The 15,144-nt window shown below is 65.3% G+C and carries 16 protein-coding genes and 1 other RNA gene; 11 read left to right on the top strand and 6 right to left on the bottom strand.

Going from position 1 to position 15,144, the window contains the following annotated elements:
- The first annotated feature begins 127 nt into the window (after window positions 1-127).
- Window positions 128-1,117, top strand: a complete 990-nt coding sequence (gene meaB / locus FNB15_RS03885) for a methylmalonyl Co-A mutase-associated GTPase MeaB (RefSeq protein ID WP_144067445.1) — start codon at window positions 128-130, stop codon at window positions 1,115-1,117.
- A 17-nt stretch (window positions 1,118-1,134) separates the two neighbouring features.
- Window positions 1,135-2,133, top strand: a complete 999-nt coding sequence (locus FNB15_RS03880; protein ID WP_144067444.1) for an alpha/beta fold hydrolase — start codon at window positions 1,135-1,137, stop codon at window positions 2,131-2,133.
- Here FNB15_RS03880 and FNB15_RS03875 read toward each other — a convergent pair.
- A complete protein-coding gene (locus FNB15_RS03875) occupies window positions 2,130-2,546 on the bottom strand; it encodes a DOPA 4,5-dioxygenase family protein (protein ID WP_246068782.1) in 417 nt (138 codons plus the stop codon). The two genes, FNB15_RS03880 and FNB15_RS03875, sit on opposite strands and share 4 nt — an antisense overlap.
- On the bottom strand, window positions 2,546-3,586 hold the full coding sequence (gene nudC, locus FNB15_RS03870) for an NAD(+) diphosphatase (RefSeq protein WP_144067442.1): 1,041 nt from the start codon (window positions 3,584-3,586) through the stop codon (window positions 2,546-2,548). The genes FNB15_RS03875 and nudC overlap by 1 nt, the downstream gene beginning before the upstream one ends.
- Before the next feature lie 153 nt (window positions 3,587-3,739).
- On the opposite strand from nudC, the gene ffs reads away from it, so the two are divergent.
- From ffs to FNB15_RS03845, 5 genes are all read left to right on the top strand, one after another.
- Window positions 3,740-3,835, top strand: an RNA gene (gene ffs, locus FNB15_RS03865) — signal recognition particle sRNA small type.
- Between the two features lie 38 nt (window positions 3,836-3,873).
- The gene (locus tag FNB15_RS03860; RefSeq protein ID WP_144067441.1) at window positions 3,874-5,640 is read left to right on the top strand and encodes a DNA polymerase III subunit gamma/tau; all 1,767 of its coding nucleotides are present in this window, start codon (window positions 3,874-3,876) and stop codon (window positions 5,638-5,640) included.
- Between the two features lie 21 nt (window positions 5,641-5,661).
- Window positions 5,662-5,985, top strand: a complete 324-nt coding sequence (locus FNB15_RS03855) for a YbaB/EbfC family nucleoid-associated protein (RefSeq protein ID WP_144067440.1) — start codon at window positions 5,662-5,664, stop codon at window positions 5,983-5,985.
- Between the two features lie 10 nt (window positions 5,986-5,995).
- Window positions 5,996-6,589 carry a recombination mediator RecR gene (gene recR, locus FNB15_RS03850; protein WP_144067439.1) on the top strand — a complete coding sequence of 198 codons (594 nt, stop codon included), beginning with the start codon at window positions 5,996-5,998 and terminating at the stop codon, window positions 6,587-6,589.
- A gap of 155 nt (window positions 6,590-6,744) precedes the next feature.
- Window positions 6,745-7,515, top strand: coding sequence for a substrate-binding periplasmic protein (locus FNB15_RS03845; protein WP_144067438.1), 771 nt, complete (start codon window positions 6,745-6,747; stop codon window positions 7,513-7,515).
- Here the strand turns inward: FNB15_RS03845 and gloB are convergent.
- Entirely contained in the window at window positions 7,512-8,285 is a 774-nt protein-coding gene (gloB, locus tag FNB15_RS03840; protein ID WP_144067437.1) for a hydroxyacylglutathione hydrolase, read from the bottom strand. The genes FNB15_RS03845 and gloB overlap by 4 nt on opposite strands.
- Before the next feature lie 43 nt (window positions 8,286-8,328).
- Between gloB and FNB15_RS03835 the strand changes: the two genes are divergently transcribed.
- Window positions 8,329-9,096 (top strand): class I SAM-dependent methyltransferase, encoded by a 768-nt coding sequence (locus tag FNB15_RS03835; RefSeq protein ID WP_246068781.1) that lies wholly within the window; start codon window positions 8,329-8,331, stop codon window positions 9,094-9,096.
- Here FNB15_RS03835 and metW read toward each other — a convergent pair.
- Together metW and metX are read right to left on the bottom strand one after the other, a co-directional pair.
- Window positions 9,093-9,722: a methionine biosynthesis protein MetW gene (metW, locus tag FNB15_RS03830; protein WP_144067436.1), complete on the bottom strand. Its 630-nt coding sequence runs from the start codon at window positions 9,720-9,722 to the stop codon at window positions 9,093-9,095. The two genes, FNB15_RS03835 and metW, sit on opposite strands and share 4 nt — an antisense overlap.
- Window positions 9,719-10,909 (bottom strand): homoserine O-acetyltransferase MetX, encoded by a 1,191-nt coding sequence (gene metX, locus FNB15_RS03825; RefSeq protein WP_144067435.1) that lies wholly within the window; start codon window positions 10,907-10,909, stop codon window positions 9,719-9,721. Before metX ends, metW begins: the two co-directional genes overlap by 4 nt.
- Window positions 10,910-11,146: 237 nt before the next feature.
- Between metX and FNB15_RS03820 the strand changes: the two genes are divergently transcribed.
- Genes FNB15_RS03820 through FNB15_RS03810 form a run of 3 tightly spaced genes read left to right on the top strand, consistent with a single transcriptional unit; the run spans window position 11,147 to window position 14,130 of the window.
- Complete coding sequence (locus tag FNB15_RS03820) at window positions 11,147-12,019, top strand: chorismate mutase (RefSeq protein ID WP_144067434.1); 873 nt, start codon at window positions 11,147-11,149, stop codon at window positions 12,017-12,019.
- 36 nt (window positions 12,020-12,055) lie between these two features.
- Window positions 12,056-13,144 (top strand): histidinol-phosphate transaminase, encoded by a 1,089-nt coding sequence (gene hisC / locus FNB15_RS03815; RefSeq protein ID WP_144067433.1) that lies wholly within the window; start codon window positions 12,056-12,058, stop codon window positions 13,142-13,144.
- A gap of 8 nt (window positions 13,145-13,152) precedes the next feature.
- Window positions 13,153-14,130 carry a prephenate/arogenate dehydrogenase family protein gene (locus tag FNB15_RS03810; protein ID WP_144067432.1) on the top strand — a complete coding sequence of 326 codons (978 nt, stop codon included), beginning with the start codon at window positions 13,153-13,155 and terminating at the stop codon, window positions 14,128-14,130.
- On the opposite strand, the gene FNB15_RS03805 is transcribed toward FNB15_RS03810, so the two are convergent.
- Complete coding sequence (locus FNB15_RS03805) at window positions 14,099-15,130, bottom strand: DUF2125 domain-containing protein (protein WP_144067431.1); 1,032 nt, start codon at window positions 15,128-15,130, stop codon at window positions 14,099-14,101. The two genes, FNB15_RS03810 and FNB15_RS03805, sit on opposite strands and share 32 nt — an antisense overlap.
- Window positions 15,131-15,144: the final 14 nt, after the last annotated feature.

The raw sequence follows: 15,144 nt of genomic DNA, 5'->3' as shown, positions 1-15,144 counted from the left end.
CGAGTCCTTGCCCGGTTTGCGGGATTCGTGATGACGTGCCGGGCAACGCCCCCGGGACTCATCTTGGGACTCTCCCGGTATTTTCCTCCCGGTGGCGAACCTGCAGCGGCTTGGGTAAGGTCGCGGCATGTCCGCGCGCCGCACCGTTGATCCCGACCAGCTTGCCGAGCAGCTGCTCAGCGGCGACCGTCGCGCGCTGGCCCGCGCCATCACCCTGGTGGAATCGCGCCACGAGGCCGACCGCGCCGCCGCCGACACGCTGCTGCAGAAGATTCTTCCCCATACCGGCAAGGCGATCCGCATCGGCATTTCGGGTACGCCCGGTGTCGGAAAATCCAGTTTCATCGAACGCTTCGGCCTCTATCTCACCGCGCAGAAGAAAAAGGTCGCGGTGCTCGCCATCGATCCGTCCTCCACGCTGTCGGGCGGCTCGATCCTCGGCGACAAGACGCGCATGGAGCAGCTCGTCCGCGACCCCAATGCCTTCATCCGGCCCTCGCCCTCCAGCGGTTCGCTCGGCGGCGTGGCCCGGCGCACGCGCGAGGCCATGCTGCTGGCCGAGGCCGCCGGCTTCGATGTCGTGCTGGTGGAAACCGTCGGCGTCGGCCAGTCGGAAACCACGGTGGCCGAGATGGTCGATATCTTCCTGCTGCTGCTGGCGCCGGGTGGCGGCGACGACCTGCAGGGCATCAAGCGCGGCATCATGGAACTGGCCGATGTGGTCGTGATCAACAAGGCCGATGGCGACCTGCTGCCCAAGGCGCGGCTGGCGGCGGCCGACTACCGCATGGCGTTGCACCTGATGCGGCCGCGCCATACCGACTGGCAGCCGCAGGTGCAGATGGCCTCGGCGCTGCTGAACGAGGGTATCGACGCGGTCTGGACCACGATTGAGGATTTCCGCAGCAAGCTGGAAAAGAGCGGCGCCCTGCAGGCGCAGCGCCGGCACCAGGCCGAAGGCTGGCTGTGGCGCGAATTGCAGGACGGCCTGCTCGACTGGCTGAAGCAGGATGCGGCTGTCGCCAGCGAACTGCCCAAGCTGCAGAAGGCGGTCGGTGCCGGCAAGGCCACGCCGCATGCGGCGGCAAAGAAGATTCTGGGATTGCTGGGGAAGTGACAGAGATGAATTGGCCCATGCAATCCGGACGTTTCGATCTGGGCGATCTCACAACGCAATCGGGCGAGACGATAAGGGGCGCCTTCCTCAGCTGGAAGACGCATGGCACGCTGAATGCCGCGCGCGACAATGTCGTGCTCTATCCCACCAGCTATTCGGCGCAGCATCCCGATCTGGAATGGCTGATCGGGCCGGACGGCGTACTCGATCCGGCGCGGTGGTTCATCGTCATCCCGGATATGTTCGGCAACGGCCTGTCGTCCAGCCCGTCCAATACGCCAGATTATCCCAAGCTGGTGCGCGCCTTTGACAACGTGCAGGCCCAGCGGCGTTTGCTGCAACAGCAGTTCGGCATCGAGACGCTTCATGCCGTTTATGGCTGGTCGATGGGCGCGCAGCAGGCCTATCACTGGGCGGCTTTGTTCCCCGATGTCGTGTCACGCATCATCGTGAATTGCGGCAGCGCGCGTACCGCCGTGCATAACCGGATTTTTCTCGCCAGCCTGATGGCCACGCTGGAGGCAGCACCCGAGCATATCGGCGGCGGGCGGTTCAGCGCGCCGCCGAAAGCGGCGATCCGCGCGTTTGGCCGCATCTATGCGAGCTGGGCGCTCAGTCAGGATTTCTACCGCGCCAACCTGCACACGACCGCGCTGAAGGCGCCGGATCTCGAAACCTATTACCGCACCGACTGGGAAGAGCGCTATGCGCGGCGTAACGCCGCCGATCTCTACGCCCAGCTGCGCACCTGGGATGCCGGCGATATCAGCGACAACGCGCTCTACAACGGCGACCTGACCAAAGCGCTGACTGCCATCAGGGCCCGCGTGCTGCTGATGCCGGGCGTGACCGATCTCTATTTCCGCGTCGCCGACAACGAGGCCGAACTGCCGCATCTGCAAACGGCGGACCTGCTGCCGATCCCCAGTATCTGGGGCCATCGTGCCGGCAACCCGGTGATGAACCCGGAAGACGCGGAGTTCATCAAGGTGAATGTGCGACGCTGGCTGGCTTAGGCCTGCATCACTGGCGCCGTATTCGGCACCACCGGATCGATCAGCTCTTCGCCGGCTTTCAGCTTGCGCGGCAGCACATCGGGATTGAGCGCCAGCGCCTCGCCCAGCCACAGCGCATGCACAAGGTGATCGTCGTAGGGGCTGTCGGTGTTGGGATGCACCAGCACGGAGAGGCCCTGCCGGTTGATCATCAGCCAGGGCACCAGCTGCGGGAACACCGCCACATCGAAGGCGATCTGGTACATCGGCATGTGATGCGGCCCGACCAGCCTGTCGTGCCAGCGCCCCAGCTGAACGGAAAAGCGCTCGGCCACACGCTCGCGGATCCATTCGGCAATCACGCGCTGCGCCGGCCCATCGAAATAGATATGGGCGTGGTAGCTGGCGATCTCGGCCAGCTTGCGGGCCTCCACTATTCGCCTCGCAACCAGCGCTTGGCGATCTGGTGCGCCAGACTGAGCGGCGGCGGCATCCAGGGCTCGTTCTGCGGATTGTCGGCCGGCGGCGGATCGGTCGGCGCCAGCCGCTGCTTGCCGCGCTCCAGCATTTCGGCGGCCTGCGCGCGGCTGAACCAGCGCGCGTCTTCCAGCTCGTCCTGGTCGACCGTGATCCGGTCGTCGAGCGCCTCGGCGATGCAGCCGATCATCAGCGACGACGGGAAGGGCCAGGGCTGCGACACCAGATAGCGCACCGCGCCGGTGATCACGCCGGATTCTTCCATGATCTCGCGGCGCACGGCTTCCTCGATGCTTTCGCCCGGCTCCATGAAGCCGGCCAGCGCCGAATACATGCCGGGCGGCATGCGGCCCTGGCGGCCGAGCAGCACTTTTTCTTCACCGGTCTTTGCGTCGCGATGCACGGCCAGCATGATCACGACCGGATCGGTGCGCGGGAAATGCGCGGCGTTGCAATCGGTGTTGAGGCAGCGCCGGGTATAGCCGGCCTCGGCCATCTCGGTCTGGCTGCCGCACTGGGCGCAGAAGCGGTGGCGCTGGTGCCAGTCGATCACGCTGCGCGCCTGCGCCAGGATCGCGGCTTCCTCGGGGATCAGCAGAGCTGCAATCGAGCGCACGTCGATGAACTTGTCGGTCTCGCCATGCATGCCGGCGACACTCTCGTCGCCAGCGGCGGCATCGCCATCCAGCGCGAAATGCGGAATGTCGTTTTCATCCAGGCCGAGGAAGATGCAGGGCAGCGCCGCATGCGCATCGGCCCAGGCCAGGTCGAGCCAGCGGATCGCAGCTGGTTTGCTTGTAATCGTGACCAGGGCCTTCAATTCGCGCAGCAGCAGGAAGCGGGCGTCCGGGCGCTGGCGCTGGCCGGTCAGCCATTCCGGCTTGCGGCGCGGATTGCCGGCACGGTCGAGGTGCGATCCGGTGAAGCCGATCGGGCGCGTGGGGCGCGCTTCGCTGCGGCGGTCTTGTGGCGGAGTTGGGGGCTCGGGGCTAACCATAGCGAAACGCTGGCATATCCGCCGCGCCCCGTCCATCGCCCCCCATTGTAAAATAATGGTTCGGATATGCCGGCCGCTGGCCCGGCGAATCGCTCGGGAATCGGGCCTGCTACCCATTGAAATGCCGGGGCCGATGCTTGATATAAGGCCCCGGGAGGTTGGCGGTGGACGAGCGTCTCGCCAACCCGGTCAGATCCGGAAGGAAGCAGCCGTAACGAGTTCCCGTTCGGGTCGTTGTCAGCCTCCCACCTCTTTAAATTTGAGCCCGCGCGCGGCATGGTAAGCACATGAATCAGCCGGCGCCTTATCGCGTTCTTGCCCGCAAATACCGCCCGAGCAACTTTGCCGAGATGATCGGCCAGGATGCGCTGGTGCGCACCCTGACCAACGCCATCGCCACCGGGCGTATCGCCCAGGCTTTCATCCTCACCGGCGTACGCGGCGTGGGCAAGACCACCACCGCCCGTATTATCGCGCGCGCGCTGAACTGCACCGGCGCCGATGGCACCGGCGGCCCGACCATTTCGCCCTGCGGCGTCTGCGACAATTGCAAAGCCATTGCTGAAGACCGGCACCCGGACGTCTTCGAGATGGACGCTGCCTCGCGCACCGGCATCGGCGACATTCGCGAGATCATCGAAGCCGTGCGCTATGCGCCGTCGATGGCGCGCTACAAGATTTACATCATCGACGAAGTGCACATGCTCTCCACGGCGGCTTTCAACGGCCTGCTCAAGACGCTGGAAGAGCCGCCGCCGCATGTGAAATTCGTTTTCGCCACCACCGAAATCCGCAAGGTCCCGGTCACGGTGCTGTCGCGCTGCCAGCGCTTCGATCTCAAGCGCGTCGAGATCGCCGTGCTGAACGCGCATTTCAAGCGCATCGCCGAAACGGAAGCCGCGCAGATCGATGACGACGCGCTGACGCTGATTTCGCGCGCCGCCGAAGGTTCGGTACGCGACGGCCTGTCGCTGCTCGACCAGGCGATTGCCCATGGTGCCGGCAGCGTGAATGCCGAACTGGTGCGCGACATGCTGGGACTGGCCGACCGCGGCCAGGTGTTTGCGCTGCTCGATGACCTGTTGCACGGGCGGCTGCCCGAAGCCCTCGATAACTTGCAGGCCCAGTATCGCGTCGGCGCAGATCCGGCCGTGGTGCTGCAGGACCTGCTCGATCTCACCCACTGGCTGACGCGCGTGAAAGTCATCGGCGGCACGCCCGACGATGTGACTCTGCCGGAAGCCCAGCGCAATCGCGGCCGCGACCTTGCGGCCAAGCTCGGCATGCCGGTGCTGGCGCGCAGCTGGCAGATGCTGCTCAAGGGACTGCAGGAAGTGCGCGGCGCGCCCGTTCCTTTAGCGGCAGCCGAAATGGTGCTGGTGCGTTTTGCTTACGCTGCCGATCTGCCCAGCCCGGCCGATCTGGCCAAGGAATGGAAAGAGAAGGGCGGCCCGGGCGTGCCTGCGCCGGGTCCGCGTCCGACAGGGGGCGCCAATAGTACAGGCGGTGGCGGTGGAGCTTCCGCCGGCCTCGCCGTTTCCGCCCAGCCGCGTGCGATGAGCGTGCAGCCTGCGCCGCAGCCCGGCGAGACGGTTGCGCTGGCGACCATGCCGGTGAATTTCCCCGCCGTGGTCGCGCTGGCCAAGGACATGCGCGAAGGCCTGCTCGCCGGCGAACTGGTCAACGACGTGCATCTGGTCAGTTTCGAGCTCGGCCGCATCGAGCTGCGCCTCAATCCGGGCGCGCCGCATGACCTGCCGGGTCGCCTGACCGAAAAGCTTAAATTGTGGACCGGGCAGCGCTGGGTCGTAAGCTTGAGCAAGCTGCCGGGCGAGCCCACTCTGGCCGAGCAGGAACAGGCCGAAGACACCGCGCGCCGCGCGCATGCCCAGGCGCATCCGCTGGTGCAGGCGGTGCTGATCGCGTTTCCCGGCGCGATGCTGGGCGAGGTGCGCGAGGCCGTGCCGGCGGTGGAAGACACCGATCCGGCTGCGGAAGACGTCGCCGACGGTTATGCCACCGACGACGTCGATCCGCTCGACGAACTCGACTGATTTTATTCTGAGGAGCCGGCCATGAAGAATCTCGGCAACATGCTGAAGCAGGCCCAGCAGATGCAGGCCAAGATGCAGGAAATGCAGGCCGAGCTGGAAGCGCGCGAAGTACAGGGCGCAGCCGGCGGCGGCATGGTGACCGTGACGCTGAACGGCAAGAGCGAGCTGAAAAGCATCACCATCGATCCCGCGCTGATGAAGGAAGACGAGCGCGAGGTGCTGGAAGACCTGATCAAGGCCGCCCATGCTGATGCCAAGACCCGCGTCGAACGCGAAATGGCCGAGCAGATGCAGAAGCTGACCGCCGGCATGCCGCTGCCGCCGGGCATGAAACTGCCCTTCTGAGTCTTCCGCGATGGCCGGACCGGAAATCGAGCGGCTGATCCAGCTGCTGGCGCGTTTACCCGGACTTGGTCCGAGGTCTGCACGACGAGCCGTGCTGCATCTGCTCAAGAAAAAAGACACGCTGCTGGTGCCGCTGGCCGCGACCTTGCGCGAGGTCGGCGAGACAGTGCATGCCTGCGACACCTGCGGCAATCTCGACAGCCGGAATCCCTGTGGCATCTGCACGGATTCGCGCCGTGACGAAGCTTTGCTGTGCGTGGTGGAAAGTGTGGCTGATCTCTGGGCGCTGGAACGCGCCGGCGTGTTCCGTGGCCGGTACCATGTTCTTGGCGGCACGCTGTCTGCTTTGGACGGTGTCGGACCGGACGATCTCAATGTCGATGGTCTGATCGCGCGTATGCAAAGCGGAAAAGTTCGCGAAGTGATCATCGCCACCAATGCCACCGTCGAGGGGCAGACCACGGCGCATTACATCACCGACCGGCTCGCCAGCCAGAATGTGCAGATCAGCCGGCTCGCGCATGGTGTCCCGGTCGGCGGCGAACTGGATTACCTCGATGACGGCACCCTGGGCGCCGCGCTGAAAGCGCGTCGCCCGCTTTAGCCGAAGATTGGGCGCCGCACTGAAAGCGCGCCGCCTTCTTTGACCCTGTACAAATAAAAAACCCCGCACAGCCGTAATCGTTTCAGCGATTTAGCAGCGCAGCCTAACCGAAAGGTAACTGGGGCGTGGCAGTGACCGAGGGTAGAATACCGGCAATGAGGATCGCCCGACTGCTCGCTCTGTGCTTCGTTGCCGCGCTGGCTCAGCCGGCGGTCGCGGCCGATTTGCGGCTCGGCTATATCGATCAGGACCTCAGGCCCTTCCTGATCGGCGACGGGCCGGAAATTCCCGCACGTCCCGGCGTGACCATCGAGCTGGCGCAGCGCGCCGCCGCCAAAGTGGGCGCCCGGCTGCAGCTCACCCGCATGCCGCTGCCCCGCCTGATCGAGGAAGTGCGCGCCGGTCGCCAGGATGGCGTGCTCAGCCTGCGCTACTCCGCCGACCGCACCGCTGATCTGGTGTTTCCGCTGCGCGCCGGCCGGCCCGATCCTGATCGTCATGTCGCGCGGCTCTCTTATTCTTTCTACAAGCGCCGGGACAACTCCGTCGCCTGGGATGGCACGCGCCTGACCGGACTGCAGGGCCCCGTCGCGGTCGGCGGTTCGCCGCTCATTTCCAAGCGCGTGAAGTCGCTCGGCGCGCAGATCGTGCGCAGCGATACCGGTACGCAGATGTTCGGCATGCTGGCGATGTATCGCGTTGACGCCGTCGTCACGCTGGATGCGATGGCCGACCGCCTGCTGCCCGTCCAGGGCTATAGCCAGATCGAGAAGCTGTCGCCGCCTTTGGTGGTGGAGGAATTCTACGTCCCGGTCTCGAAGGCCTTCTATGCCGCGAACCGCGAGCTGGCCGAACGCTTCTGGCAGGCGCTGGGTGACCTGCGCGACGCCACCTATGCCGAACTGACGCCGAGCTATCTCTTTTAGCCCCTGAACGTGTCTTTCCGTTTGCGGACTTCGGCGAAGACGGCGACATCGTCGGCGCCGGCCATGTTCAGCTGCAGCCGGATATTGTCGCTCATCGGCCTGAGGAACGGATTGGTCGCCTTCTCCTCGCCCAGCGTCGACGGCACGGTCGGCTGTCCGGCAGCGCGCAGTTCCCGGATGCGGTCGTAGCGCTGCTGCAGCGTCGCGTTGCCGGGTTCGACGGTGACGGCGAAGCGCGCATTCGATTCGGTGTATTCATGTGCACAATAGATGCGTGTTTCGTCGGGCAGGCGGCGCAGTTTGCTCAAACTCGACCACATCTGCGCCGGCGTGCCTTCGAACAGCCGGCCGCAGCCCAGCGCGAACAGCGTATCCCCGCAGAACAGCGCCTGGCTGTCGGCGAACCAGTAAGCGATATGGCCTTTGGTGTGGCCTGGCACATCGAACACCCGGGCGGTCTCATTTCCCAGATTGATCCCCTCGTTGTCGCCCACGGCGATGTCCAGGCCCGGGATACGGTCGGCATCGGCTTCGGGGCCGATGATCTTGCAGCCGGTGGCCTGCTTCAGCGCCATATTGCCGCCCACATGATCGGGATGATGGTGGGTGTTGAGGATATGCGTCAGCACCCAGTCGCGGCGCTTCAGCTCGGCCAGCACCGGTTCGTGCACGGCCGGGTCGACCACGCCGACCGCGCCGGATTGCGGCTCGCGCGCAAGATAGACGTAGTTGTCATTCAGCACCGGAATCTGGACGATCTCGAGGGGCATGTCGCACTCTATGCTGGACCGTGGAAAGGGCTAATATAGCGCGATGCTGCGCCCGGACATCATTGATCTGCGCGAATTCTACGCCAACCCGCTGGGTCGGGCGGTACGCCGCCTGCTGCGCCAGCGGTTGCGCGATTTCTGGCCCGATGTTCATGGCCTGACGGTGCTGGGCCTTGGCTATGCCACGCCTTACCTGCGCATTTTCGAGGGCGAGGCCGACCGCGTGCTGGCGGCCATGCCGGGGCCGCAAGGGGTGGTGCGCTGGCCGCGCGGCCTGCCCGGCCGCGTCATGCTGGTGGACGAGGACGACCTGCCGCTGCCGGATGCGAGCGTGGATCGCCTGCTGCTGATGCATGCGCTGGAGAATTCGGAAAACACCCGTCTGCTGCTGCGCGAAGTCTGGCGTGTGCTGACGCCGCAGGGGCGGCTGCTCGCCGTGGTGCCCAATCGCCGCGGGCTCTGGGCGCATATCGACGCCACGCCGTTTGGCCAGGGCCATCCCTATACGCCGCCGCAACTGACCCGGCTGATGCGTGATTCCCTGTTCTCGCCCACGCAGTCGCAGGCCGCGCTGTGGCTGCCGCCTTCCGATGGCGCCTTCGTGATCAAGGCGGTGAATGCCTGGGAAAAGGCGGGCGAGCTGCTGTGGAAGCGCTTTTCCGGCGTGCTGCTGGTCGAGGCCGAGAAGCAGGTCTATGCCGGCATGCCGGTCAAGGCCATGAAGACCAGGCGCCACTTCCTGCTCAAGCCGGCCTCACAGCCGGCGCTGACGAATGGCGCGCACCGGAGCGAAAAGACGCCGGCAGATTAACGGCGGTGCAGTAAATACACAGCCTGCGCGCCGAACCAGTTGGCCGGTGCGCCGCCCAGCCGCTTGCCCTGGCCGTCCACGGCGATGCGCTGTTCCACCACGATGCCGTCGCGGGCACAGAGCTGGTCGAAATCCTTGATCGTGCACAGATGGATGTTCTGCGTCTCGTACCAGGGATCGTCCAGCGCTGCGGTCATCGGCATTCTGCCGTCCAGCAGCAATTGCAGCCGCACGCGCCAGTAGGCGAAATTGGGAAAGGACACGATGGCCCGCTGGCCGATGCGCAGCATCTCGTGCAGGACTTTTCGTGGATTACGGGTGGCCTGCAGGGTGAGGCTCAGCACCACATAATCGAAGGCGGCGTCGGGATAGTCCGGCAGGTCGCTGTCGGCATCGCCCTGAATGACGCTCAGGCCGCGCGCGACACAGGCATTCACGCCGCTCTGGCGGATTTCGATGCCGCGGCCGTCGACCTGCTTTTCGCTCGCCAGATACTCCAGCAGCGAGCCGTCGCCGCAGCCGACATCGAGCAGGCGGCTGCCCGGCGTCACCATCTCGGCGATCAGCAGCAGGTCGCGGCGGATGTCACGGTGAGTGGTTGTCACGAGGGCGCGGGTCTGGTTCATGCCCGGCCGCCTTTCTCAGAGCGGCCATTCAGGCCGCGCTGCTCAGCGCAGCCGTCAATGAAGCCCTGCAGGGTGGCGAACATCACCGGCTCATCCAGCAGGAAGGCATCGTGGCCCTTGTCGGTCTCGATTTCCACGAAGCTGACATTGGCGGCGGCGGCATTCAGCGCGCGCACGATTTCCTTGTTCTCCGTGGTGGGGAACAGCCAGTCAGAGGTGAACGACACCACGCAGAACCTGGTCTTCGTGCCCTGGAACACATTGGCCAGCACGCCACCCGCCTGGCCGGCGAGATCGAAATAGTCCATTGCGCGCGTGATATAGAGATAGGAATTGGCGTCGAACCGCTCCACGAAGCTGGAACCCTGGTGCAGCAGGTAGCTTTCGACCTGGAATTCGGTCTCGAAGCCATAGGTGATGCGTTCGCGGTTCTGCAGGTTGCGGCCGAATTTGCGGTGCAATGCGGCTTCCGAGAGATAGGTGATATGCGCCGCCATGCGGGCGACGGCCAGGCCGGCGCGCGGAATGGTGTTATGCTCGAAATAGTCACCCTTGTGCCATTGCGGATCGGCGTAGATCGCCTGGCGGCCCACTTCATGGAAGGCGATATTCTGTGCTGAATGCTTGGCGGCGCAGGCGATCGGAATCGCCGCGAAGACGCGTTCGGGATAGCTCGCCGCCCATTGCAGCACCTGCATGCCGCCCATCGAGCCGCCGATGGCGCAGAACAGCTGCTGGATGCCGAGGTGATCTAGCAGCATGGCCTGGGCATTCACCATGTCGCGGATGGTGATGACGGGGAAGCGCAGGCCGTAGGGCTTGCCGGTGGAGGGGTCGCTATCCTTTGGACCAGACGAGCCGAGACAGCCGCCCAGCACGTTGCTGCAGATCACGAAAAACCGGTCGGTGTCGATCACCTTGCCGGGACCGATCATGGTGGTCCACCAGCCGGGCTTGCCGGTGATCGGATTGACGTTGGCGACATGCTGGTCGCCGGTCAGCGCATGGCAGACCAGCACCGCATTCGACCTGTCGGCATTCAGCTTGCCGTAGGTCGTGTAGGCGATCTGGTAGGGGCCGAGATCGAGGCCGCAATCCAGCTTGAGCGGCAGCGTCTCGCCGAGCGTGACGCGGTGGCCGGGGCCGATGGGATCGAGGCTGTGTAAAGGGGGGAGTGCGGCACTCATAGGCAGCCGATATGTCCTACAGGGCTTGAAAAGGAAGGTTCGAACCCCCCGCCGGGCCCTGTCCGGCGCGGGGACCCCGTGATTACGAACCCCCGGCCGCCCTGTCAACGGCTGAATTGTAACCCTGACGCTTCCGTGACACCCCCGGGACTGTGGGGTCCGATGGCGGCTCGGCCTTGCGGGCCGGACCGGCTGACCCTATGACTATGCGGCATTTTTTTAAAGATCAGCATCCCCATGAGCGACCATATTCCGAGCCTGGCCGACCTGCGGCACGACATCGATGTGCTGGATGACCAGATCCTCGATCTGTTGCGTCGCCGCGCCGAAACCGTGCAGCGCATCACCGATGCCAAAAGTCGCGAGCCGGCCGCCGCCGGGCAGCCGGACGGCTTCCTGCGTATCGGTCGCGAGGCGCAGATTCTGCGTCGTCTGGCCGGCCGTGCGCGCGGCGGTCTGCCGGTGGCCGCAGTCACCCGCATCTGGCGCGAACTGATCTCGGCACTCTATCGCTACCAGGCTCCGGTCAAGGTGGCGGTGCATGCGCCCAACAAGTCGGCCGGGCGCTGGGATCTGGCGCGCGATTTCTACGGCTCCACCACGCCGATGCAGCTCTGCACCACGGCCAGCGCCGTGTTCCGCGCCCTGGCCGATCCGGCCACGCTCGGCATCATGGCGCTGCCCGAAGACGGCGAGAAGGAATGCTGGTGGCCGCTGCTGGCCAGTCGCTCCGCCGATACGCCGCGTATCGTGGCGCGTCTGCCGTTCGCGCCGAATCCGAGCGGACGCTTTGCCGAACTGGGCGCCTATGTGCTGGCCAACGCGCAGCCCGAGGAATCGGGCGACGACATGACCCTGCTGGTGCTGCAGATGAGCGAGGCTTCGCCCAGCATGGCGCGGCTGTCCAGCCTGCTGGCCCAGGTCGGGCTGGCGGGGCAGGCGGTGGCGCAGTATCGTCGCGGTGAAGATGGCGCCCGGGTGCTGCTCGAGCTGCCCGGTTTCGTCGCCGCCGAAGATTCGCGACTCGCCGCGCTGGCGGCGGCCGATCCGGCCCAGATTTTCGATGCCGTGGTGATCGGCGCCTATGCCGTGCCGCTGGCTGCCGATTAAACAGGGAAACTGAATAAGCCTGAAGGAGTCTGCGTCGTGACTGCACCGAAGCCGCAACCCGGAATTCTCGATATCGCGCCCTACAAGGGCGGCGAGGCTGCCGTACCGGGCGTGACCAAGGTGCATAAGCTGTCGTCGAACGAGACGCCGATGGGCCCGAGCCCGAAGGGCATGGAAGCCTTCCGCCAGCTGGCCGGCGAACTGCATCGCTATCCCGATGGCAGTGTCGATGTTCTGCGCAACGCGCTGGCGAAACACTACGGCATTCCGGCCGAGAATATCGTTTGCTCGAATGGCTCCGACGAGATGATCTCGCTGATCTGCGCGTCCTATGTGGGCGTCGGCGACGAGGTGGTCTATTCGCAATACGGCTTCATGATGTATCCGATCGCCACGCAGGCGCGCGGTGCGACGCCGGTGATGGCGAAGGAAAAGAACTTCACCTCCGACGTGGATGCGCTGCTCGCGGCCGTCACGCCGAAGACCCGGGTTGTGTTCCTCACCAATCCGAACAATCCGACCGGCACGTATATTTCGGGCAGCGAACTCAAGCGCCTGCGCGACGGCCTGCCGGCCGGCGTGCTGCTGGTGATCGACGCCGCCTATGCCGAATATGTCAGTCGCAACGACTATTCCAACGGCATGGAAATGGTGGCGGGCCGCGACGACACCCTGGTGCTGCGCACATTCTCCAAGATTTTCGGCCTGGCTGCGCTGCGTCTGGGCTGGGCCTATGCGCCGGCCAATATCGTGGCGGTGCTTAATCGCGTGCGCGGACCGTTCAACGTCAATGCTGCGGCGCAGGCCGCCGGCGCCGCGGCGCTGGACGACACCGCCTGGCTGCAGAAGAGCCGCGACCATAACGACGCCGAACTGGCGCGCGTCGGCGCGGCGCTCAAGGGCCTCGGCATCGAGGTGGTGCCCAGCGTGGCGAATTTCCTGCTGATGCGTTTTCCCGGCGGTGCCGAACAGGTCAAGGGCGCGGATGCGGCGTTGCGCCAGGCCGGCCTGATTCTGCGCGGCATGGGCGGTTATGGCCTGACCGATTGCCTGCGTCTGTCCATCGGCACGGTGGAAGAAGACGACAAGGTGATCGCCACACTCACCAAGTTCATCAAGGGCTGATCCGCAACATGGCCGGGTCGCAGAAAGACGAGCCGCTCTTCGACCGGGTTGCCATCATCGGCATCGGCCTGATCGGTTCGTCGATTGCGCGTGCCGTGCGCGAAAACAGCCTCGCGCGCCACATTGCGATTGCCGATGCCTCCGAGGCGCATCGCGCCCAGGCACAGGAATTTGGTTTAGGCGAGTCCGTGCATGGCGATGCGGCCGAAGCGGTGCGCGACGCCGATCTGGTGATGCTCTGCGTGCCGCTTGGCGCCAATGCCGCCGTGGCCGGGCATATCTCGGCCGCGCTGAAAAAAGGCGCCATTGTTTCCGATGTCGGCTCGTGCAAACAGGCGGTGATCCGCGATGTCGCGCCGCATCTGCCTGCCGGCGTGCATCTGGTGCCCGGCCATCCGGTCGCCGGTACCGAGCATTCGGGGCCGAAGGCTGGCTTTGCCGCGCTGTTCCGCAATCGCTGGTGCATCCTGACGCCGGAAGCCGGCACGGATGCGACTGCTGTCGAGAAGATGAAGGCCTTCTGGGGCGCGTTCGGCAGCAAGGTCGAACTGATGGAGCCGCGGCACCATGATCTGGTGCTGGCGATCACCAGCCATGTGCCGCACCTGATCGCCTATAATATCGTCGGCACGGCAGATGATCTCGAAGCCGTGACGGAATCGGAAGTGATCAAATATTCCGCCGGCGGTTTCCGCGACTTCACGCGGATCGCGGCGTCAGATCCCACAATGTGGCGCGATGTCTTCCTCAACAACAAGGAAGCCGTGCTGGAAATGCTCGGCCGCTTCACCGAGGATCTGATCGCGCTGCAGCGTTCGATCCGCTGGGGCGAGGGCGAGGAGTTGTTCAACCTGTTCACGCGCACGCGCACCATTCGCCGCGCCATCATCGATGCCGGCCAGGAAACCGCCGCGCCTGATTTCGGCCGCCAGAGCCCGGATCAGGGTGCTGAAATCACCGACCCGGCAAAACCGAAGGCAGGCTGAGCAGCGGGTCGTCGCCGAGCGACAGCCGGCCATCCTGCGCCGTCAGTGCGATGTGACGGATCAGCAGACCGTTGTTGTCGGGTTGCTCGTCCGTTGTGAGCAGGGATGTCTTCGCCGCGCTGGCCTGTTGCGGCGTAGTCAGGCCATTGGCCTCCAGCAGTTCGATGACCTTGATGGCGCCTGACATTTTGCCGCTCATCGCCCCGAGCGGGCGGAAGTCGCGATCCAGCGCCAGCGAGCCGGTGCCGGCGAGGCGCAGGTTGCCCCAGGTCAGCGCCATCGTGCTGAAATCGATCACGCCGCCGCCATCGCGCCAGCTGGCCAGCAGATCGTCTGTCGTATTGCCGTAGAAACCACCACGCAGATTCCCGGTCAGGCGCAGGCTCTGTACCGCGCGGCCAAAGGGCTTTTCCGCCTGTTCCGGCATCATCACCTGCTCGGCCTGCATTGCCAGGTCCAGGCTTGGCGGCACGTTCTCGGCGCGGCGCGCATGCAGCAGCAGCTTGCCCGCCGTCCATTCGCCACGCACGACGCCATCGCCGGGGCCCTGCAGCCGCGGCTTGGTCAGGTCGGCAGCGACGCGCAGCCAGTTACCGGCACCATCGATCACCAGGCTGGCGCGGAAACGTTCGGCGTTCAGGCTGACCCGGCGTTCCGCACCGTCTGCGCTGCCCCAGATCGCTGTCTGCCGGCCGGGCAGGTCGAAGATGACATGCTCGCGCTGCCACAATTGCAGATGCGCGGTGATTTCCTCGGCTTCCAGGCGGGGCGCCAGCGGCTGGCGCGGATCGTCCCACTTTGCCTTGGTCAGCGTGAGCGACAGCCGATACGGGAAGCCCCAGAGGCGGCGGCTTTCGTAACTGACCTCGCGGCCCTGGCGGCGCTGGCCTTCGATCCAGGCGTCGGCCTGTGCAGCGACCTGGTCGGCAAGATGCGACCACAAGACGTAATAGCCAAGCAGGCCGCCAAGAATCAGACCAGTCAGAACCAGATAGCGCATGGCCTCCGTATAGC

Origin of the sequence: Ferrovibrio terrae (assembly GCF_007197755.1) — a bacterium.
GTDB lineage: Bacteria > Pseudomonadota > Alphaproteobacteria > Ferrovibrionales > Ferrovibrionaceae > Ferrovibrio > Ferrovibrio terrae.
Note: the sequence above shows the minus strand (reverse complement) of the source record. Positions and strands in the feature narration are given on the sequence as shown.